This is a genomic window from Mesorhizobium newzealandense (assembly GCF_042682145.1).
GTDB classification, from domain to species: Bacteria; Pseudomonadota; Alphaproteobacteria; order Rhizobiales; family Rhizobiaceae; genus Mesorhizobium; species Mesorhizobium newzealandense.
In genome coordinates this window covers 1-17,988 of sequence record NZ_JBHUGZ010000020.1, presented here as the reverse complement: position 1 = coordinate 17,988, position 17,988 = coordinate 1, and the positions used below count along the sequence as shown (strand labels likewise).

20 protein-coding genes and 1 pseudogene are annotated in these 17,988 nt (G+C 63.9%); 11 read left to right on the top strand and 10 right to left on the bottom strand.

From position 1 onward, the window contains the following. The 5 genes and pseudogenes from ACFSOZ_RS29565 to ACFSOZ_RS29545 all read right to left on the bottom strand — a co-directional run bounded on the left by ACFSOZ_RS29565 (position 1) and on the right by ACFSOZ_RS29545 (position 4,355). A pseudogene (locus ACFSOZ_RS29565) lies at positions 1-1,027 on the bottom strand (MotA/TolQ/ExbB proton channel family protein). Positions 1,028-1,135: 108 nt separating this feature from the next. Continuing rightward, entirely contained in the window at positions 1,136-1,822 is a 687-nt protein-coding gene (gene trhA / locus ACFSOZ_RS29560; RefSeq protein WP_379103897.1) for a PAQR family membrane homeostasis protein TrhA, read from the bottom strand. Between the two features lie 119 nt (positions 1,823-1,941). Continuing rightward, a complete protein-coding gene (locus tag ACFSOZ_RS29555; RefSeq protein ID WP_379103895.1) occupies positions 1,942-2,742 on the bottom strand; it encodes an inositol monophosphatase family protein in 801 nt (266 codons plus the stop codon). Positions 2,743-2,766: 24 nt separating this feature from the next. Next, complete coding sequence (gene efp / locus ACFSOZ_RS29550) at positions 2,767-3,333, bottom strand: elongation factor P (RefSeq protein WP_111548334.1); 567 nt, start codon at positions 3,331-3,333, stop codon at positions 2,767-2,769. 161 nt (positions 3,334-3,494) lie between these two features. Next, positions 3,495-4,355, bottom strand: coding sequence for a LysR family transcriptional regulator (locus ACFSOZ_RS29545; RefSeq protein ID WP_379103893.1), 861 nt, complete (start codon positions 4,353-4,355; stop codon positions 3,495-3,497). A 102-nt stretch (positions 4,356-4,457) separates the two neighbouring features. On the opposite strand from ACFSOZ_RS29545, the gene ACFSOZ_RS29540 reads away from it, so the two are divergent. After that, entirely contained in the window at positions 4,458-5,474 is a 1,017-nt protein-coding gene (locus tag ACFSOZ_RS29540; protein WP_379103891.1) for a zinc-dependent alcohol dehydrogenase family protein, read from the top strand. A 14-nt stretch (positions 5,475-5,488) separates the two neighbouring features. On the opposite strand, the gene ACFSOZ_RS29535 is transcribed toward ACFSOZ_RS29540, so the two are convergent. From ACFSOZ_RS29535 to ACFSOZ_RS29525, 3 genes are all read right to left on the bottom strand, one after another. Next, positions 5,489-6,484: a tetratricopeptide repeat protein gene (locus ACFSOZ_RS29535; protein WP_379103939.1), complete on the bottom strand. Its 996-nt coding sequence runs from the start codon at positions 6,482-6,484 to the stop codon at positions 5,489-5,491. A 46-nt stretch (positions 6,485-6,530) separates the two neighbouring features. Continuing rightward, a complete protein-coding gene (locus ACFSOZ_RS29530; protein ID WP_379103890.1) occupies positions 6,531-7,178 on the bottom strand; it encodes a thiamine phosphate synthase in 648 nt (215 codons plus the stop codon). A gap of 133 nt (positions 7,179-7,311) precedes the next feature. Further along, on the bottom strand, positions 7,312-8,217 hold the full coding sequence (locus ACFSOZ_RS29525; RefSeq protein ID WP_379103888.1) for a DMT family transporter: 906 nt from the start codon (positions 8,215-8,217) through the stop codon (positions 7,312-7,314). Between the two features lie 132 nt (positions 8,218-8,349). On the opposite strand from ACFSOZ_RS29525, the gene ACFSOZ_RS29520 reads away from it, so the two are divergent. Further along, positions 8,350-8,829 carry an Lrp/AsnC family transcriptional regulator gene (locus ACFSOZ_RS29520; RefSeq protein ID WP_379103885.1) on the top strand — a complete coding sequence of 160 codons (480 nt, stop codon included), beginning with the start codon at positions 8,350-8,352 and terminating at the stop codon, positions 8,827-8,829. A gap of 159 nt (positions 8,830-8,988) precedes the next feature. Then, positions 8,989-9,759, top strand: a complete 771-nt coding sequence (locus ACFSOZ_RS29515; protein ID WP_379103883.1) for a sulfite exporter TauE/SafE family protein — start codon at positions 8,989-8,991, stop codon at positions 9,757-9,759. Between the two features lie 39 nt (positions 9,760-9,798). On the opposite strand, the gene ACFSOZ_RS29510 is transcribed toward ACFSOZ_RS29515, so the two are convergent. Beyond that, on the bottom strand, positions 9,799-10,350 hold the full coding sequence (locus ACFSOZ_RS29510) for a DUF2269 family protein (RefSeq protein WP_379103881.1): 552 nt from the start codon (positions 10,348-10,350) through the stop codon (positions 9,799-9,801). A gap of 332 nt (positions 10,351-10,682) precedes the next feature. Between ACFSOZ_RS29510 and ACFSOZ_RS29505 the strand changes: the two genes are divergently transcribed. From ACFSOZ_RS29505 to ACFSOZ_RS29480, 6 genes are all read left to right on the top strand, one after another. Continuing rightward, positions 10,683-11,063, top strand: a complete 381-nt coding sequence (locus ACFSOZ_RS29505; RefSeq protein ID WP_379103879.1) for a hypothetical protein — start codon at positions 10,683-10,685, stop codon at positions 11,061-11,063. Between the two features lie 380 nt (positions 11,064-11,443). Next, the gene (rcdA, locus tag ACFSOZ_RS29500) at positions 11,444-11,977 is read left to right on the top strand and encodes a protease adaptor protein RcdA (protein ID WP_379103876.1); all 534 of its coding nucleotides are present in this window, start codon (positions 11,444-11,446) and stop codon (positions 11,975-11,977) included. Between the two features lie 76 nt (positions 11,978-12,053). Next, positions 12,054-12,566, top strand: a complete 513-nt coding sequence (ruvC, locus tag ACFSOZ_RS29495) for a crossover junction endodeoxyribonuclease RuvC (protein ID WP_181057761.1) — start codon at positions 12,054-12,056, stop codon at positions 12,564-12,566. A gap of 14 nt (positions 12,567-12,580) precedes the next feature. Further along, entirely contained in the window at positions 12,581-13,201 is a 621-nt protein-coding gene (gene ruvA / locus ACFSOZ_RS29490) for a Holliday junction branch migration protein RuvA (RefSeq protein ID WP_379103874.1), read from the top strand. Positions 13,202-13,244: 43 nt separating this feature from the next. Beyond that, positions 13,245-14,282 (top strand): Holliday junction branch migration DNA helicase RuvB, encoded by a 1,038-nt coding sequence (ruvB, locus tag ACFSOZ_RS29485; RefSeq protein WP_379103872.1) that lies wholly within the window; start codon positions 13,245-13,247, stop codon positions 14,280-14,282. A 150-nt stretch (positions 14,283-14,432) separates the two neighbouring features. Continuing rightward, the gene (locus ACFSOZ_RS29480) at positions 14,433-15,329 is read left to right on the top strand and encodes a metallophosphoesterase (RefSeq protein WP_379103869.1); all 897 of its coding nucleotides are present in this window, start codon (positions 14,433-14,435) and stop codon (positions 15,327-15,329) included. 4 nt (positions 15,330-15,333) lie between these two features. Here ACFSOZ_RS29480 and ACFSOZ_RS29475 read toward each other — a convergent pair whose 3' ends face one another. After that, entirely contained in the window at positions 15,334-16,584 is a 1,251-nt protein-coding gene (locus ACFSOZ_RS29475; RefSeq protein ID WP_379103937.1) for a glycoside hydrolase family 5 protein, read from the bottom strand. A 133-nt stretch (positions 16,585-16,717) separates the two neighbouring features. Here ACFSOZ_RS29475 and ybgC point away from each other — a divergent pair, with 133 nt between their 5' ends. After that, entirely contained in the window at positions 16,718-17,200 is a 483-nt protein-coding gene (ybgC, locus tag ACFSOZ_RS29470; protein WP_379103867.1) for a tol-pal system-associated acyl-CoA thioesterase, read from the top strand. A 373-nt stretch (positions 17,201-17,573) separates the two neighbouring features. Further along, positions 17,574-17,988: MotA/TolQ/ExbB proton channel family protein (locus ACFSOZ_RS29465; RefSeq protein WP_465264475.1), on the top strand; the 415-nt coding region annotated here is incomplete at its 3' end.

Here is a 17,988-nt window from a genome sequence, read left to right as displayed (position 1 = left end):
TCAATGCACCCCGGGCTTCTTCAGGGCGTCGGCGATTTTCTCCAGCGTGTTGCGCATCGCCTTCTGCTCGTCGGACTGGGCCTCGACCCAGTCGCGCATGATCTGCTGCTCGGAGCGCATGTTCTTGACTAGGCCGGAAATGCCGTCGGCGAGATTGGCCATGGCGGTGGCGACGCGCGGATTGGAGCCGCCGCCATTCTCCTGCATGCTGCGCAGCCTTTCCGACAAAAACCCGGATCTCGTCCGAGGATTCGGCCTTGGCCGGGTCGGAGACGACGATGTCGGACGACAGATCGGTGACCGAGGACAACCAGTTTTCCAGCTCGGTGTAGAAGCGCGTCTGGGCGCGGCCGGCCTGCAGGTCGAGGAAGCCGAGCACCAGCGAGCCGGACAGGCCGAACAGCGAGGACGAGAAGGCCGTGCCCATGCCGGCCAAAGGCGCCGAAAGACCTTGCTTCAGCGAATCGAGCACCGCGGCGGCGTCACCCGTGCCCGGATCGAGCGATTCAATGGTCTCACGGATCGAGCCGATGGTGTTCAACAGGCCCCAGAAGGTGCCGAGCAGGCCGAGGAACACCAGCAGGCCGACAAGATAGCGCGAGGTGTCGCGGCTTTCGTCGAGGCGCGTGGCGATGGAATCGAGCATGGTGCGCATCGAACTGGTCGAGAAGGCCGTCGCCGAGGAGCGGCCGATCATCGCCTTCATGGGCGCCAGCAGCACCGGTTCAGTGGTCTCCGAACCGGCACGGAAGGAGTTGACCCAGCGCACTTCGCGAAACAGCCGTCCGACCTGGCCGAAGGCCAGCAGGATGCCGACCACCAGCACGCCGACGATCAGACCGTTGAGGCCGGGATTGCTGCCAAAAGCGGTCGAGATCTGGCGGGTCAGGATGGCGGCGATGAAGGCGACGATGACCAGGAAGATCATCATGGTCAGCAGGAAGACCTGAGGGCTCGACAGTTTGTGCGGGTCGTAGATCAGGACATCAGAACGTCTGCCCATGCCGAAGGATCTGAGAAAAGCCATCCGTGCCCCGTTTCCGATGCCGCCGCCGATCACGTAGACCGCGACTCTAAACGGAATTGTGACCAAATTGAATGGCGCTTGGCAATATTGCCGCGTCGATAGTCTGTGTCAGAGGCGATTGATGACCAGACAGTCGACCATCGCGGCCAGATGCAGGCCGGCGCCGGTGACGACGAAACCATGCCACAGCGCGTTGTGGAAGCGCAGTCCCCTCCAGGCGAAGAAGATGACGCCGCAGGAATAGACGATGCCGCCGGCGACGATGAGCGCGAGCGACGTCGTCGGCAGCGTCTGGACAAGCGGCTTCACCAGGATGATGCCACTCCAGCCGATGGCGAGATAGAAGACGATCGCCAGCCGGTCGAAACGGCCGGGAAAAAACACCTTGATGGCGATGCCCATGGCAGCGGCGGTCCAGACGAGGACGATCATCCAGTGCGCCAGCGGCGAGCCCTCGAGCTGAGCCAGGAAAGGCGTGTAGGTGGCGGCGATCAGGAGATAGATCGCGGCATGGTCGAAGCGCCGCAAGATCCATTTCACCGGCGACGACACCGGCCACAGATTGTAGGTCAGCGACACCGACAGCACGGTGAGCAGCGAAACCACATAGAAGGCGGCGGCGATGTATTCGCCCGGCCCGACTCGAAAGGCTGCCAGCGCCAGCAGTGCCGAACCGGCCGATATCGCCAGCACGATGCCGACGGCATGGACGATACCGTCGGCGATCATCTCGGCGCGCGAATAGTGCCAGCGTCCGATGAACGGTATGTCGGGGTAGGGTTGGTTGTCTTTCACTGCCGGGTTCCTGCGCCGCGCGCTCTAACTTGGGCGCTCGCCAGGCAGTTTTTCAAGCTTCCGTTGCGGTTTTGCGACTGCGGCGCATCAGCGCGCCGCCTGTCAGCGCGGCTTGCCTGTCAACGAGAGGGGAGCGGCTTCTTCACGGCCTTCAGCAAGGCGCGTTGGATGACCTCGTTGCCGGCGACCACCGAGCCGTTGTCGAGCATGTCCTGGCCGCCATCCATGTCCGAAACGAAGCCGCCCGCCTCGCGGATCAGCAGCAGGCCGGCGGCGACGTCCCAGGCCGACAGGCCGGTTTCCCAGAAACCATCCATGCGGCCCGCGGCGACATAGGCCAGATCGAGAGAGACGGCACCCATGCGGCGGACGCCGGAGACCTCCGCCATGACGTTGCGCAGTTCGACCAGGAAATTGCCGTGGTGGCCGCGTCCGAGATGCGGCACGCCGCAGCCGATCACCGTGTCGACCAGCTTGATGCGGCCGGCGACGCGCAGGCGGCGGTCGTTCATGAAGGCGCCGCCGCCGCGTTCGGCGGTGTAGAGCTCGTCCATTGCCGGATTGTAGATGACACCGGCAACGATCTGCCCCTGGCGTTCCAGGGCGATCGAAACGGCAAAGAGCGGGATGCCGTGCAGGAAATTGGTGGTGCCGTCGAGCGGGTCGACGATCCAGCGGTGCTGGCTGTCGTCACCTTCGACCACGCCGCGCTCTTCCATCAGGAAGGCATAGCCCGGCCGTGCCTTCGACAGTTCGGCAAAGACGATGTCCTCGGCCTTGCGGTCGGCCTGGCTGACATAATCGCCAGGGCCTTTCAGCGAGACCTGCAGGTTCTGCACCTCGCCGAAGTCGCGCGACAGCGAGCGACCGGCTTTCATTGCGGCCTGGACCATGACGTTGAGAAGGGCTGAGCGTGCCATCGTGCTTCTTCCTGCTGCTGCGCGTCAGTCTGCGCGGCGCACGTAGGTGATTTCGTTGGTGTCGACTATGATGCGCTCGCCAGCGCCGATGAATGGCGGCACCAGCACGCGGATGCCGTTTTCCAGCATCGCCGGCTTGTAGGACGAAGCCGCCGTCTGGCCCTTCACCACCGGATCCGCCTCGGTGATGGTCAGCGTCACATAGTCGGGCAAGGAGATGCCGATCGGCCTTTCGTCATAGAGCTGGACGGTCACCATCATGCCGTCCTGCAGGAAGGCGGCGCGGTCGCCGACGAAGTCCTTGTTCAATTCGAGCTGCTCGTAGCTTTGGGTGTCCATGAACACCAGCGCATCTTCCTGCGCGTAGAGGAAGGAAAAATCCTTCAGGTCGAGCCGGATCTGCTCGACGGTCTCGGCCGAGCGGAAGCGCTCGTTGAGCTTGGTGCCGTTGATGAGGTTCTTCAGCTCGACCTGGTTGTAGGCGCCGCCCTTGCCTGGCTTGACTGTGTTGGTCCTGACCGCCACCCAAAGGCCGCCATCATGCTCGATGACGTTGCCGGGACGGATTTCGTTGCCATTGATCTTGGCCATGGTGATCTGATCCGGAATGAGATGTTCGCCGAGAAAGCGATTTCGCGGCTCCCAAGACCACAAATCGCCAGAAGAGGCAAGGGAGCGGGCAGGCTGCGGCCAGGCGACGGGCATGGAACACCCAGGCCGGGGTCTGGAGGTGCGGTGCCATGGCAGCGGTGTCAATCGCTCCGGTTGAGAGCCGCACCGATGGATTTGGCGACGGCATCGGCGACCTTTGTCAGTCGATGGATGTGCGGCGAGCGCATGACAACGACCTGCATGGACAGGTCGAGATCGCCGACCTCGACGAGCATCACGCCCTTCGGCAGGTGCTGACGGAGAAGGCGCATGGGCATGAGGCCGAGCCCATGACCCCGGCGCACCCACTCCATCTGCATGGCCGGGTCCTGGATTTCGGCCGCAATAGACAATCTCCTTGCGTCCTCGCCCAGGACGGCAAGCAACCGCTGGCGCGCGTCGCAGGGTGCGGGGCTCAAGACCCAGGCGGCATTTGCAAGATCTGGCGCTTGGCCCGAGTGCTTGCCGGCCACAATGCCGAGGCGCTCCGTGCCGATGGCACCCTCGCAGCTTTCGCCGGTGCTTGCCCGCAAGACGATGGCGACATCGAGTTGCCCGCGATCAAACTGGTCGGCGAGCTCGGCGCTCCAGCCTGTCTTGAGGCGTAGCGACACGTTTGGAAACAACGCGGCGGCATTGGCAATGGCCCCCGCCACATCCCTGTCGGAGAGGCCGTGAGCAAGGCCAAGGCGAAGCGCGCCTTCAGGCTCGGCACTGCCGGCGAAGGATTTCAGCGCATCGACCGAAGCGAGAATGTCGCGGCCGCGGGCCAGCACGTCCAGGCCTGCCTGGGTCAGCCGCGGCGGCTTCTGCCGCCGGTCGAGCAGCGTGGTGGCGAGCATGTCCTCCAGCCGCTGGATCTGCCGGCTCACGGCAGGCTGCGTCAGTGGTAGGCGCCGGGCCACTTTCTGGATCGAGCCTTCCTCGGCGAACAGGACAAGCGTGCGCAGTTCCTCGAGCATCCGTTTTCACCATGTCTTACACGCATAATCATTCTGACTATTATGAATTTGAAATCCACCGTCTGACAAGCGATTTTCCTTGCAACGGAAAGGATGACGACAATGAAAGCCATCGAACTGCAGAACCCGGGCGGCATCGGCCACCTCAGAATGGCCGAACGGCCGATGCCGGAACCGGGCCGCCAGGAGATGATCATCAAGGTCAAGGCGACGGCGCTGAACTACCGCGACGTGGAAATCGCGCGCGGCAATTATCACACGGCATTCCCATTGCCGCTGGTGCCGCTTTCGGATGGCGCCGGCGAGGTCGTGGCGGTCGGCCCTGAGGTCAGCCGGTTCAAGGTCGGCGACCGTGTCTGCGGCACCTTCTGGCAGCGCTGGGTCGGCGGCAGCTTCGCCATGGCCGAACCGTCCTACCAGCGCGGTGGTCCCATCGACGGACTGCTCAGCGAGTTCGCCCGGCTGGACGAACAGGCGGCCGTGCTTGCTCCGGTGCATCTGAGCGATGTCGAGGCGGCGACGCTGCCTTGCGCCGGCGTCACCGCCTGGCATGCGCTATTCACCGAAGGCCATCTGAAGCCGGGCGAAACCGTGCTCAGCCTTGGCACTGGCGGCGTGTCGCTGTTTGCGGTGCAGTTCGCTGCTGCTGCCGGCGCGCGCGTCATCGTCACGTCAAGCAGCGACGCAAAGCTCGAACGGGCAAAACAACTCGGCGCCGATGACGGCGTCAACTATCGCGACATTCCGGATTGGTCGTCAGCCGTCCTGGAGCTGACCGATGGCCGTGGCGCCGACCATATCATCGAGGTCGGCGGGCCGCAGAGCTTCGCGCAGTCGCTGAAGGCCGCGGCACGCGGCGCCCAGATCAACGTCATCGGCTATCTCGGCGGCAGCGAGGGAGCGATCAATCCGCTCGATATCTTTCGCCGTCAAGTCAGGGCACGCGGCATACCCGTCGGCTCACGCGAATCCTTCGAGGCCATGAACCGCGCGCTTGCCGTGAACCGGCTGGGGCCGGCGATCGACCGGGTCTTTCCATGGACAGAGGCAGCGGCGGCCTTTCACCATCTCGAACATGGCTCGCCCTTCGGCAAGGTCGTCCTCGATCACATGCGGTGATTTCGCGAGCCAGCTTAGGGCAAGCGGTTCGCCTTCTGCAGGGCCTGCTTGGTCTGGTCGTCGCCCAGCCCCTGCAGGAAATCATCCATCTGCGGATCGATGAGACCGGCGCGGCGGGCGACGATATACCAGGCGCCGGCAAGGACAAGGTCCGGATCCGTGCCGATGCCTTGCATATAGAGCTTGGCCAGGCGGTTCTGGGCGGCGACATTGCCGCCCTCCGCCGCTTGCTTCATCCAGCCGAAGCCGGATTTCAGGTCGCGCGCCCCGCCACGGCCTTCGATCATCCAGGCGGCGAGATCGATCTGCGCGGTGTCGTAGTTCTGTCGTGCGGCCTGCGCCAGCAGACGCCTTGCCTGCGCGTCATCGCGCGGCTTGCCGCCGACGCCATTGGCATAGATCTGTGACATCGCATATTGCGCGTCGGCGAGGCCGGTTGCGGCGGCGCGCTCATAGTAGGAAACCGCCTTGGCGAGGCCGGCATCGCCGGGGTCCTGCTGGACCAGCATCTGCGCGAAATTGAACTGCGCCAGCCGGTTGCCCGCTTCGGCGGCAGCCTGCATCAGCGCATAGGCCCCCTTCTCGTCCTTCTTCACGTAGCGGCCATCGAGCAGCATCAACGCATACTGGAACTGCGATTCCGGCACGCCCTGTTCGGCGGCAAGCGCGTACCATTTCGCCGCTTGCGCCGCATTGAGCGGCACACCCAGGCCGCGCGACAGGATCTCGGCCACCAGCGTCTGCGCCGCCGGATCACCATTTTGCGCGCGGATCAGCGCAAGATTGTAGGCCGTCTTGTAGAGCCCGCGCTGGAAGGCGCCATAGGCGGCGTCGGCGGGCTTCGCCCCGAAGCGGTCGGGATTGACGGTGTCGGCCGACGGCAGCGGCGCCGGCTCGGTCGTGGTGGCGGGCTGCGGCAGCTGCTTGTCGATCGGCTTGTCCGTCTGCACGCCGACTTCCGGCTTGGGCTGCGGCAGCGGAACGGTCTCCGCGGCCGCTGCCTGGACCATCAGCACCGCAAGCAGAGCCTGGAGGGGAAGCGTCGCCGAGGGCACGTCAGTCCTCGAAGCGTGGCGCGGTCTCGTCGAGCAGCGCGTTGGCGCTGGCGACCGCCGTCTTGGGATCGGTGCCGTCGGCGAACACGGCGCTCGACAGTGCCACGAATTCGGCGCCAGTGGCGCCCACTGCCTCCACCGAGGCGATGTCGGATCCGGCCATGACGATGCAAGGGATCTGGATCATATCGGCCCACCACCTGCCAAGCGACAGGTTGCGCGGGTGTGGTTCTGGCTTGTTGTCGTAGCCGAAGCGGCCGAAGAAGATGTAGTCAGGCCGGGTCTCACCAAGCTCGAGCGCGTCGTCACGCGTCTTGGCGCCACCGGTGCCGACCATCATTTTCGCCTGGAAATGCTCGATCGTCTCGGCGAGCTCGGCCTTGGAGACCTCGACATGGATACCGTCGGCCTGGACGCGGCCGGCTATGCGGGTGTCGCCGGCAATGACGACAGCGACGCCCGCAGCCTGAGCTGCCGGCACGATCTGTTCGGCGAAAGCCTGGAAGGAGGCCTCGTCCATGCCGTTCTCCGGCAGGATCAGCGAAGCGACGTCGCCGCCTTCGAATGCCGCGGCGATACGGGCCGCCGGCACGCCGGGCGGCGCGATCAGCACGATGCGACAGCGGTTGGGGGGCGTTGCGTCATTCATGGTTCTTCGATCCCGCGTTTCGCCTATGCCGGGCGAAGATGGTTGGATTGCGGCATAGAGCAAAGTGCCCGCTTTGAACAGGCGGGCAGCCGGGATCGCGATTTTGACCCGCCGGGCGGCCGGCGGGCCCGCGTCACTTGATCGGTTGGGGGCTAGCGACGGGCGTTTTCGACTTCCATAGCGTCCAGCCGAGATTCATGCCGGCGGCGGCGATCAGAATTGCGGTGGCGCCGACGATCTGGCTCAGATGCAGCCGATGGCCGAAGGCGGTGACATCGACCAGGATCGCGACCACCGGGTAGATGAAGGACAGCGATCCCTGCAGATGCGTCGGCAGCTTCTGGATGGCGCCGTACATCAGTATGTACATCAGGCCGGTGTGGACGATGCCGAGCGTCGCCAGCATGGCCCAGCTCCACGCATCGGCCGGAAGCTGGGAAAGATTGACGAAGGGCGCCAGCATGACGACGCCGACGCAGACCTGGATCAGCGCGATCAGGTGCGGCGGCGTGCCCTTGAGCTTCTTGGTGACGATGGCGGCGACGGCCCAGAAGAAGGCCGCGCCCAACGCCATGACGATGCCGGTAAAATAATCCGTGCCGACATCGCCGGCATCAGGGGCGGCCTGCACGATCAGCACCATGCCGGCGAAGGCGATTGCCAGCCAGGTCAGCTTGGTCAGGGTCAGCCGTTCGGCGAAGAACAGCGCGCCGAAGCCGACCAGCATGAAGGGCTGCGTGTTGTAGACGGCGGTGGCGATCGAGATCGAGGCGCGGGAGAAAGCACTAAAGAGCAGCAGCCAGTTGACGACGATGGCGACGCCGCCGAGCGCGGCGATGCCGATGATGCGCAGCGACAGCCTGTTGCGCAGCAGCCCTAGCCCGGCGCAGATGACCAGCAGCGTCAGCGCGCCGAAAGCGCAACGCCAGAACACCACATCCATGATCGGCTGGCCCGAGAGGACGACGAACCATCCGATCGTTCCCAGGATCGCCATGGCGGCGGACATTTCGACCGTGCCGCGCACTGTATCGTTCACAACGAACCTCCGCATCAATTGAGCCGTCATGATCTCATGTGGCGCCAGAGCTTTCCATCTGATAGAAAAGGTAGTATGGATAAATGACCTAATTATATTAGGACATGTTTCCAAATTGGCGAGAAATGTAAAATGCTGGACGATCTCGACCGAAATCTCCTCGAAATCCTCGTCAAGGACGCGCGCACCTCGCTGAAGGACCTTGCTGCCCAAGTCGGGCTGTCGTCGCCGAGCGTTTCGGAGCGGCTTCGACGGTTGGAGGAGCGCGGCGTCATCCGGGCGTTCACCGTCGAGATCGACCCGCTGGCGCTCGGCTATACCTTGCAGGCGATCGTTCGCATCCGGCCGCTGCCGGGCAAGCTACACATCGTCCAGAAGCTGATCGAGGAGATCCCCGAATTTGGCGAATGCGACAAGGTGACGGGCGATGACTGCTTCGTCGCCCGTCTGTTCGTGCGCTCGATCGGCGATCTCGACGGGATTCTCGACCGCATCGCCGACAAGGCCGAGACCAGCACCGCCATCATCAAGGCGCAGCCGATCCGGCGGCGGCCGCCGCCGCTCGACGCAACTGCCTCTCGTGAGAGGGCAAAGGTTTTGCAGGCATCCTGAACCAGATCGGTCACGCCCCGGTTTTCAGAGGGCTGGTCGGGCGAAGGGCCGCCATTGGCCAGGCGTGCCCGCAGCCATGCTTACATTTGCTGTCGCTCCGCTCGGGATTCTGGGCTATTCAAGCGTCGATACGCTTTCCCTCCAGCTCAGCCCCTCCCCATGTCAGGCCTGCTTCTCGATCCGTGGTTCTACGCGGCTGCCATCCCGGCGGTCATTCTGGTCGGCCTGTCCAAGGGCGGCTTCGGCGGCGCTGTCGGCTTCGTCGGCGTGCCCTTGATGGCGCTGACCATGCCGCCGGTGCAGGCGGCCGCCATCCTGCTGCCGATCCTTTGCCTGATGGACATCGTGTCGGTGTGGACATGGTGGGGCGTCTTCGACCGCAAGATGCTGGTCGACATGATGCCGGGCGCCATCATCGGCATCGGCCTTGGCTGGCTGACGGCGGCACTGGTCACCGAAGAGGCGGTGCGGCTGATCGTCGGCGCCGTCGCCATCATCTTCGTCCTGCGCTGGCTCTACCTGCAGTTTCGCCATGGCGTCGACCACGCGGTCGCGCCCAACCGCATGGCTGCGGCCGTCTGGGGAACGGTCGCCGGCTTTACCAGCTTCGTCGCCCATGTCGGCGGTCCGCCGTTCCAGGTCTATGCCTTGCCGATCCGGCTCGACCCCAAAATTCTGTCGGGCACCGCGGCGATCTTCTTTGCCGCCACCAATGCGCTGAAGCTCATTCCCTATTTCGCGCTCGGCCAGTTCGACACCGCCAATCTGACGGCATCGGCGGTGCTGATGCCGCTGGCGCCGCTGTCGACCATCGCCGGGGCGTGGCTGGTGCGGCGGATGCGCCCGGAAACCTTCTACCCCTTCACCTATGCAACCGTGGCGGTGGTGGCGCTGAAGCTGCTGTGGGATGGCGTCGCCGGTCTGATGTAGAGGTGAGGCGGCCGCACTGCCCTGACCATCACGGCGGCGTCAGGCGGCGCTCGGCGCGAGGCGACGATTGCCGCCAAAAGCCAGTGCCGCGCCTGCTGCCACGACCAACGCCATGCCGGCAAGGATGCCGATGTCATGCGCGGTCGGCTTCAGCACCATGTCGGCGATGATCACCAGCATGACCGCATAGTCGAAGCGCGCCGCGCTCATCATGCGCTGGCCGATGGCCAAAACAGCTGGTGTGACGCCCTCCCTGGCGATCATCGCACCCATGCGCTCACCGGTCGGCTTGAAGATGAACATGCCGATCGAAAAAGTCGTGGCGTAGCCGATGAGACCGATGATGATCCACAGATCCGAAAAACCGACCCAGAAGCTGCACATGATGAGGCCGAAGATCAGTGTCAGCATCGACATCGGCGCGAAGAAAAGCCCACCCAACTGGCCGCTGGCGCGCATCGCCTGCAACTTTTCCTCGATGTTGCCGGCGCGCTCGGCAAGCACGCCGAGCAGGAACAGCACGAAACCGCCCCCGACCCATAGGCTGGCCGAGACGATATGGAGAAATTTGACGATCGAGTACCAGTCCATGGTGGCTCCCTGGGTGTTCTGGAGGGTTCCGGCAGGGCACGATTGGCGCCAGCCGTCAGAGGAGCCAGGCGTTTAGCGCGGCGCGTGTTTCGCAACGATGTCGCGGAAAATCCGGTTCTGTTTCAGCTTCCCGCCAGCGCGCGAAGTCGCCGAGATGGCGAATGCGCTGCCTGATTTTCTGCTATCGTGAGAAGTGTCGGGAGGGGTTGGTGCGACATCGTCTGGAAACAGTGCCGATGCTAGTGCGCCGATGCCGGGAGCCCGGTGGCGACAGGAATCGCCTGACGATCAACCCATTCCCGCACACGGGAAAAGGCAATTCGGGGGACACTATGCAAGGGGTAGCACGGAATTTCTTCACGCTGGCCATCATCTATTCGCTGTGCGGCATGGCGCTTGGCCTGCACATGGCGATCAGCCAGGACCATGGCCAGATGCCGACCCACGCCCACACGATGGTGGCCGGGTGGCTGATGTCGGCGGTCTTCGCCTTCTTCTACCATCTGTTTCCGGCAGTCGGGCTAAAGATGCTCGCCACAATCCATTTCTGGCTGACGGCAATCAGCGGCATCGGCCTGTTGATCGGCCTCTATTTCCTGCTTGCCGGCAACGCCGCGATCGAACCGCTGGTGGCGATTTCTTCGATGGGCTTCTACGCGGCCATGCTGCTGTTTGCCTTCATCGCCTTGCCGGCTGTCTGGAAGAAGGCCTGATCTGAGCCTGGAACGAGGTTCGGTTCTGTGCTGTTACGGCACAGGACGGCGGCGTTCGGTCAAAAAACACACGCGCCGTTAAGGCTTCATTAAGCTTTACAGGTGTTTACTATGTCCATCCAGTGATCTGGATTCTTACCGAGTGGTTGGAGCCACTTTGTTTGACGCCTCCCTGTTAAACTCCTGAGAGCCGCCTTATCCGCGGCTCTTTTTTTGTCCGGATTTCAGGGCGCCCGACAGCGGCTCGCCGTTAACCTTCTGTTAAACATGTGCTTGCCTTCGCCGGGAACGAAGCGCATTTTCAAGCTTCAGTTCGATACGGTGCTGGGTGTATCGGCAGTGAGCCGAATCGGCCAGCTGTAGGTGCAGGGGGCGTAGCAATGAACGAGCTTTCGAAGGGCAGTGCGAAAACCGTCAAACTGGCGGAGCGCCGGGTTTTCACGCAATCCTTCAAGCCGCTCTACCAGGAAGGCATGGGCCTGGTCGAACAGGCGGCGGAGTATCTCGACGGCAAGGGCCGGGCCGAGGCAAAGAAATTGTCAAGGCTGGGGGCCACGCTCTATGCAGCCGAATCGATGCGGCTGACCACAAGGCTGATGCAGGTTGCCTCCTGGCTGCTTTTGCAGCGCGCCGCGAATTCCGGCGAGATGACCCGGGACCAGGTTGCGTCGGAAAAGTCCAAGGTCCGCCTCGACACCGCTTCCGCCCATGACGAAGCCGCCGGCTGGGCCGAGCTGCCCAAGGATTTCCTCGACCTCGTCACCCGCTCGCTGCGCCTGCAGGCGCTGGTGCGCCGCATGGACGAGGAGATCTACGGCTCCGGCGACGTGGTCGACATGCAACCGATGGCTCGCCGCCCCAATCCGGTTTCCGACCAGATCAGCCTGCTCAACACGGCTTTCGCCCGCGGTTAAGCCTCGGCGCGCCTCTTCGTTTCTGGTTTGTTCACATTTCGCTGGCATCGCTGTCCGCCGGAGGTAAACTCGTCGGATGGGGGAAGCGATTCGCATCATCGGTATTGATCCGGGGCTTCGGCGCACCGGCTGGGGTATCGTCGAGAGCCTCGGCAATTCATTGCGCTTCGTCGCCTCCGGCACCGTGCGTTCCGACGACAAGGCGGCGCTGGCGACACGGCTGTGCCAATTGCATGACGGGCTCGCCGAAATCCTGCACGCGGCCATGCCGCACGAGGCGGCGGTCGAACAGACCTTCGTCAACAAGGACGCTGTGGCGACGCTGAAGCTTGGCCAGGCGCGCGGCATCGCCATGCTGGTGCCGGCCCGTGCGGGCCTTGTCGTTGCCGAATATGCGCCCAACGCCGTCAAGAAGGCGGTGATCGGCGTCGGCCATGGCGACAAGAAGCAGATCCACATGATGGTGAAGGTGCTGTTGCCGAAAGCCACGTTCGATACCGAACATGCCGCCGATGCGCTGGCCATCGCCATCTGCCACGCGCACCACCGGCAGAGTGTCGCCTACCGGATGGCAGCATTGGCATCGTGAGAGGCTGTTAGGCAATGATCGGCAAACTCAAGGGTACGCTCGACGAGATCGACGAGGATCATTGTCTCGTCGATATCCATGGCGTCGGCTATGTCGCCTATTGCTCGGCGCGCACGCTGGCCGCACTGCCGTCGCCGGGCGAAGCGGTGGTGCTGTTCATCGAGACCTATGTGCGCGAGGACATGCTGCGGCTTTACGGCTTCCAGTCGCAGCTGGAGCGCGAATGGTTCCGGCTGCTGATGAACAATGTGCCAGGCGTCGGTGCCAAGGTGGCGCTCGCCATCCTGTCGACACTGGCGCCGGCCGATCTCGCCAACGCGATTGCACTGCGCGATATCGCCATGGTCTCTCGTGCGCCTGGTGTCGGCAAGAAGGTGGCCGAGCGCATCGTCACCGAGTTGAAGAACAAGGCGCCGGCCTATGCCGGCACCGCTTCGGGCACCATCGGCCTGAAGCAGGAGCTCGGTGAAGGCGTCGCTCCGGCGCCGATCACCGACGCCGTCTCGGCGCTGGTCAATCTCGGCTATTCGCGCGACACCGCCGCCAATGCGGTGGCGGCGGCGCTGAAGACGGCGGGCGAGGATGCCGATGCACCGAAGCTGATCCGCTTCGGGCTGAAGGAACTGGCGCGGTGAGGCTTCGCTTGTTCAGGTCCTTGCCGTGTGCAAGGAAGGCATCATGAGCCTGTCCCCCCGTCTCATTGCCCCCGAAAAACGCGGAGAGGATGCCGAGCAGACCTTGCGGCCGCAGACGCTTGACGATTTCGTCGGCCAGGCGGCGGTGCGGGCCAACCTCAAAGTGTTCATCGAGGCCGCCAAGGGCCGCAACGAGGCGCTCGACCATGTGCTGTTCGTGGGACCGCCGGGCCTCGGCAAGACGACGCTGGCGCAGATCATGGCGCGCGAGCTCGGCGTCAATTTCCGCTCGACCTCCGGCCCGGTCATAGCCAAGGCCGGCGACCTCGCGGCCCTGCTCACCAATCTCGAAGAAGGCGACGTGCTGTTCATCGACGAGATCCACCGGCTGAGCCCGGCGGTGGAGGAAATCCTCTATCCGGCAATGGAGGATTTCCAGCTCGACCTGATCATCGGCGAGGGACCGGCGGCGCGCTCGGTCAAAATCGACCTCGCCCGCTTTACGCTGGTCGCCGCCACCACGCGGCTTGGCCTGCTCACCAATCCGCTGCGCGACCGCTTCGGCATTCCGGTGCGGCTCAATTTCTATTCCGTCGAGGAGCTGGAGCAGATCGTGCGGCGCTGCGCGCGCATCCTGCAAATGCCGCTCGGCGACGATGGCGCGCTGGAGATCGCGCGGCGTGCGCGCGGCACGCCCCGCATCGCCGGCCGGCTGTTGCGCCGGGTGCGCGATTTCGCCTCGGTCGCCGGCGATGGCCATGTCGACCGCCAGATCGCCGATGAGGCGCTGACGCGGCTCGAGGTCGACGCGCTCGGCCTCGACGCGCTCGACCGCCGCTATCTGTCGATGATCGCCCGCAATTTCGGCGGCGGCCCGGTGGGCATCGAGACGATCGCCGCCGGCCTTTCCGAGCCGCGCGACGCCATCGAGGACATCATCGAGCCCTATCTGATCCAGCAGGGTTTCATCCAGCGCACGCCGCGAGGCCGGATGCTGACGGCCAATGCCTGGCGGCATCTCGGCCTCGACGCGCCGAAGGATCTGGCGCAGCAGCAGATCAACCTGTTCCAGGAAGAGTAGCGGCCCCGGCGATTGGACGCCGACCCTGCGATCAAGGATCCGTGAATGTCCTTGCGCAAAATCTCCACATCTTTGTCGGTTTGCCGGCACAATCGTCGACTTTAACGCTGCCTTGCGACTGTCGCCGCGATCAAGTGCCGGAGCCAATCCATGATAACCAGACGCGGGTTCCTGCGCTTTGTCGGCGGTTCCTTCCTGACCGTTGCCGCGTTCAGCGCCTATGCGGTCGGCATCGAGCCGATGCTGATGACGCATGTGAAGCGCTATGCGCTGACGCCACCGCATTGGCCGGCGGGATTGAAGCTGCGCATCGTCGCGCTCGCCGACATCCATGCCTGCCGGCCATGGATGACGCCCGAACGGATCGCTTCGCTTGTCGAGGACGCGAATGCGCAGCAAGCGGACCTGATCGTCCTGCTTGGCGACTACATTGCCGGCATGCCCCTGGTAACGGGCCGGGTGACGCCATCGCAATGGGCATCCGCGCTGTCGGGCCTCAAGGCGCCGCTCGGCGTGCTGTCGATCCTGGGCAACCACGACTGGTGGGGCGATGGCTTCGCGCAGCGCGCCGCAGCCGGCCCGACGATAGCGCGCAAGGCCTTGGAGACGGTTGGCATCCCGGTCCTGGAGAACGATGTCGTGCGCCTGGAAAAGGATGGGCAAGGTGTCTGGATCGCCGGGCTTGCCGATCAGTTGGCCCTGCTGCCGACCAGGGACCGCGCCGGCTTCAAGGGGCTGGACGATCTCGACGGCACGCTGGCCAAGGTCAGCGATAGCTCGCCGGTCATCCTGCTTGCCCATGAGCCCGATATTTTTCCCACCGTGCCGTGGCGGGTGTCGTTGACCCTGTCCGGCCACACCCATGGCGGACAAATTCGGCTGTTCGGCTATTCGCCTGTCGTGCCGTCGCGGTTCGGCAATCGCTATGCCTATGGCCATGTCGTCGAGAATGATCGCAATCTGATCGTCTCGGGCGGGCTTGGCTTCAGCATTCTGCCGGTGCGTTTCGGGATGCGCCCCGAAATCCTGTCGATCGACCTCGGCTGAACGGTCAATGCAGCCCGCGGATCACATCCATCACGTCAGGCTCGGCCTTGTCGCCGTTGAAGGCATCGACGATGCCGAAAGCGCCGCCATAGCTCCACACCGACCATGAGAAGCCATGCGCCTCGGCGCGCTCGATCATGTCGCTGACATAGGCGGCCCGGTACGCAGCCGGCATCACATAGGCGTTGCCGTATTCCTGGCGGATTATGCCAAATTCGCCCAGCGTGATGTTTTCCGGCTCGATGCCGTTGGCCTTCGCCCAGGCCTCGACCTTTTTGAACGGCGCATCCATCAGGCCGAGCAGCTTTTCGGGACTGTCCATGCCGGCGACCTGTTCGTCGAGATAGGCAAGCAGGCCGCTCTGCCTCGCCCATGGCGCCTCGGCCTTGATCCTGGCGCGGATGGTGTCGAGCGTCACCTCGAGCTGTGCCTGCGGCACCGCAGCTAGCGGGTAGGGCAGGCCGGTCACATAGGGGATGAAATCACCGGCCCAGGTCGCGCCCTGATGGGTGAGCAGGAACGGATCGTAGGAATGGAAGGTCCAGATGACGTTGTCGTCCGGGATCGTCTTCGGATCGATCTTCTCCAGCGCCGAAGCGGCGGAATAGCAGGCGCCGGTCAGCACCAGGGTCAGCTTCGTGGCCGAGGATCGCGCTGCCGCGAACAGCTTCTGCTGCCGATCCGGCCACAGGCTGGTGCCGTCGCTGTCGCAGTCGACGATCGGTTCGTTCATCGGCTCGAAGGCGACTCGGGCAGGATCTTCGCCGGCCAGCGTGCGCGCCATTTTGCGCACCATGTCGACATAGGCGTCGAAGGCCTGAGGGTCACCCATCACTTCGGCCATGCCGATCTTGCGGCTGCCGCCGGCCGGGATCAGGTGCATGTCGACGACCACCTTCAGCCCGGCGCGGTTGATCATGCGCACCGAGTCCAGCACGCTGGCATAGAGGTCGTCACGCAAGGCCACGGTCTGGTCGGACAGGAAAGGCGACGGATCGACCGGCATGCGCAGGAAATCGAAGCCCGCGTCCTTCAGCGCCTTGAGGTCGTCCTCCTTGAGGAATTTGCGCCATTCCGGATAAGGCAGGATGGCCTTGGCGTCGCCCCACTGCTGCTCGCCCGGCCACGTCGTCCACTGGTCGAGATTGAGGCCGCGCTTCATCGAGAAGGTGGCTGCCTGGCCGGGCAGCGACAGAGCCATCAGCACAAACAGCGCCGTCATCAAGGTCTTGATCATCGCCGTCAACAGTGCCATCGGGTTCATGCGCCAAGCCAGTGCGTGTCGCCCAAAAGTGTGTAGCGGTTTGGGACAACGGCACGCACGGAAAACAATTGCTTGAAGCGCACCACGCTTTAGGTGCCCGGTCAGGCCCAAAAAGGAAAGCGCAATGGACGATCATGGTGAATCGGCGGCGTTGCTGGCGGGGCTTTCCGGCGCGCTGACGGAGTTCGGCCACCGGCTGATGGCGCGCGTCTACTACGCCGACACCGATTTCTCCGGCGTCGTCTACCATGCGCGCTATCTCGAATTCTTCGAACGCGGCCGCTCCGACTATCTCAGGCTGACCGGCGTGCATCACACCGAGCTTGCCGACGGCAAGCATGGCGAGAAGATCGTCTGGGTGGTGCGTCGCATGGAGATCAATTTTCGCGGCCCCGCCCGCATCGACGACATCCTGACTGTCGACACCCGCACCGAGGACATTTCCGGCGCGCGCATCTTCATGGCGCAGCAGCTCAAACGCGGCGATGAGGTGCTGGTCGAGGCCAAGGTCGAGGCGGCGATCATCGGCGAGAATGGCCGGCCAAGGCGCTTTCCCAGGGAATGGGTGGCGGCGTTCATGCCCAAGGCTTCACCCGCGGCCGACTAATGCATGTCGCCCAAAAGTGGCCCCGGTTTTTGGGGGAACGACATGCATAAGAACCAAGACCCAATGCGCATCGTCTGAATCCAGTCAGACGACGCGCTTTAGACGGACAGCGACCGCTGGCGATTGAATGTGCCGCGCCACGGGGCGTGGCAATGCGCCGCGCCTTATTCACTAACCCATCCTTAACCATAACGGTTCATGAAGAGATTGGTGAAGATTGGCGCGATCAGGCGCCTTCCTTTCACCAATATTTGCCCCGAAAAGGCCACCAACGGCACGGTTTGGGGTTGTTCCGGTAGCTTCGTGCGAACCGACCACAAGGGATGCCAGGGGCCAGCCGCCAGCTTAGCCCGGAAATCTTAAGGACGTAACGATGGAAAATATCGCACTCGCCGACCCGGGCGCGCAATTGTCGATTTGGGCGCTGTTCAGCCAGGCCAGCTGGGTGGTCAAGCTGGTCATGATCGGTTTGCTCTGCGCTTCGGTCTGGACCTGGGCGATCATCGTCGACAAGCTGGTTTCTTATGCCCGCATGCGGCTGGCGCTCAACCGTTTCGAGCAGGTGTTCTGGTCGGGGCAGTCGCTGGAGGAGCTTTACCGGACGCTTGCCGACCGCAAGACCACCGGCATGGGCGCGATTTTCGTGGCTGCGATGCGCGAGTGGAAGAAGAGCTTCGAGAAGGGCGCCAAAACGCCGCTCGGGCTTCAGACCCGCATCGACAAGGCGATGGACCTGGCGCTGACCCGCGAAATGGAAAAGCTGGAGGGGCGCCTCGGCTTCCTCGCCA

Excerpts from the sequence above, each read along its gene's own strand:
- ACFSOZ_RS29555 (WP_379103895.1), bottom strand. The coding sequence starts at position 2,742 with ATGGCACGCTCAGCCCTTCTCAACGTCATGGTCCAGGCCGCAATGAAA.
- efp (WP_111548334.1), bottom strand. The coding sequence starts at position 3,333 with ATGGCCAAGATCAATGGCAACGAAATCCGTCCCGGCAACGTCATCGAG.
- ACFSOZ_RS29545 (WP_379103893.1), bottom strand. The coding sequence starts at position 4,355 with ATGCTCGAGGAACTGCGCACGCTTGTCCTGTTCGCCGAGGAAGGCTCG.
- ACFSOZ_RS29540 (WP_379103891.1), top strand. The coding sequence starts at position 4,458 with ATGAAAGCCATCGAACTGCAGAACCCGGGCGGCATCGGCCACCTCAGA.
- ACFSOZ_RS29535 (WP_379103939.1), bottom strand. The coding sequence starts at position 6,484 with ATGGTCCAGGCAGCGGCCGCGGAGACCGTTCCGCTGCCGCAGCCCAAG.
- ACFSOZ_RS29530 (WP_379103890.1), bottom strand. The coding sequence starts at position 7,178 with ATGAATGACGCAACGCCCCCCAACCGCTGTCGCATCGTGCTGATCGCG.
- ACFSOZ_RS29520 (WP_379103885.1), top strand. The coding sequence starts at position 8,350 with ATGCTGGACGATCTCGACCGAAATCTCCTCGAAATCCTCGTCAAGGAC.
- ACFSOZ_RS29515 (WP_379103883.1), top strand. The coding sequence starts at position 8,989 with ATGTCAGGCCTGCTTCTCGATCCGTGGTTCTACGCGGCTGCCATCCCG.
- ACFSOZ_RS29510 (WP_379103881.1), bottom strand. The coding sequence starts at position 10,350 with ATGGACTGGTACTCGATCGTCAAATTTCTCCATATCGTCTCGGCCAGC.
- ACFSOZ_RS29505 (WP_379103879.1), top strand. The coding sequence starts at position 10,683 with ATGCAAGGGGTAGCACGGAATTTCTTCACGCTGGCCATCATCTATTCG.
- rcdA (WP_379103876.1), top strand. The coding sequence starts at position 11,444 with ATGAACGAGCTTTCGAAGGGCAGTGCGAAAACCGTCAAACTGGCGGAG.
- ruvC (WP_181057761.1), top strand. The coding sequence starts at position 12,054 with ATGGGGGAAGCGATTCGCATCATCGGTATTGATCCGGGGCTTCGGCGC.
- ruvA (WP_379103874.1), top strand. The coding sequence starts at position 12,581 with ATGATCGGCAAACTCAAGGGTACGCTCGACGAGATCGACGAGGATCAT.
- ruvB (WP_379103872.1), top strand. The coding sequence starts at position 13,245 with ATGAGCCTGTCCCCCCGTCTCATTGCCCCCGAAAAACGCGGAGAGGAT.
- ACFSOZ_RS29480 (WP_379103869.1), top strand. The coding sequence starts at position 14,433 with ATGATAACCAGACGCGGGTTCCTGCGCTTTGTCGGCGGTTCCTTCCTG.
- ACFSOZ_RS29475 (WP_379103937.1), bottom strand. The coding sequence starts at position 16,584 with ATGGCACTGTTGACGGCGATGATCAAGACCTTGATGACGGCGCTGTTT.
- ybgC (WP_379103867.1), top strand. The coding sequence starts at position 16,718 with ATGGACGATCATGGTGAATCGGCGGCGTTGCTGGCGGGGCTTTCCGGC.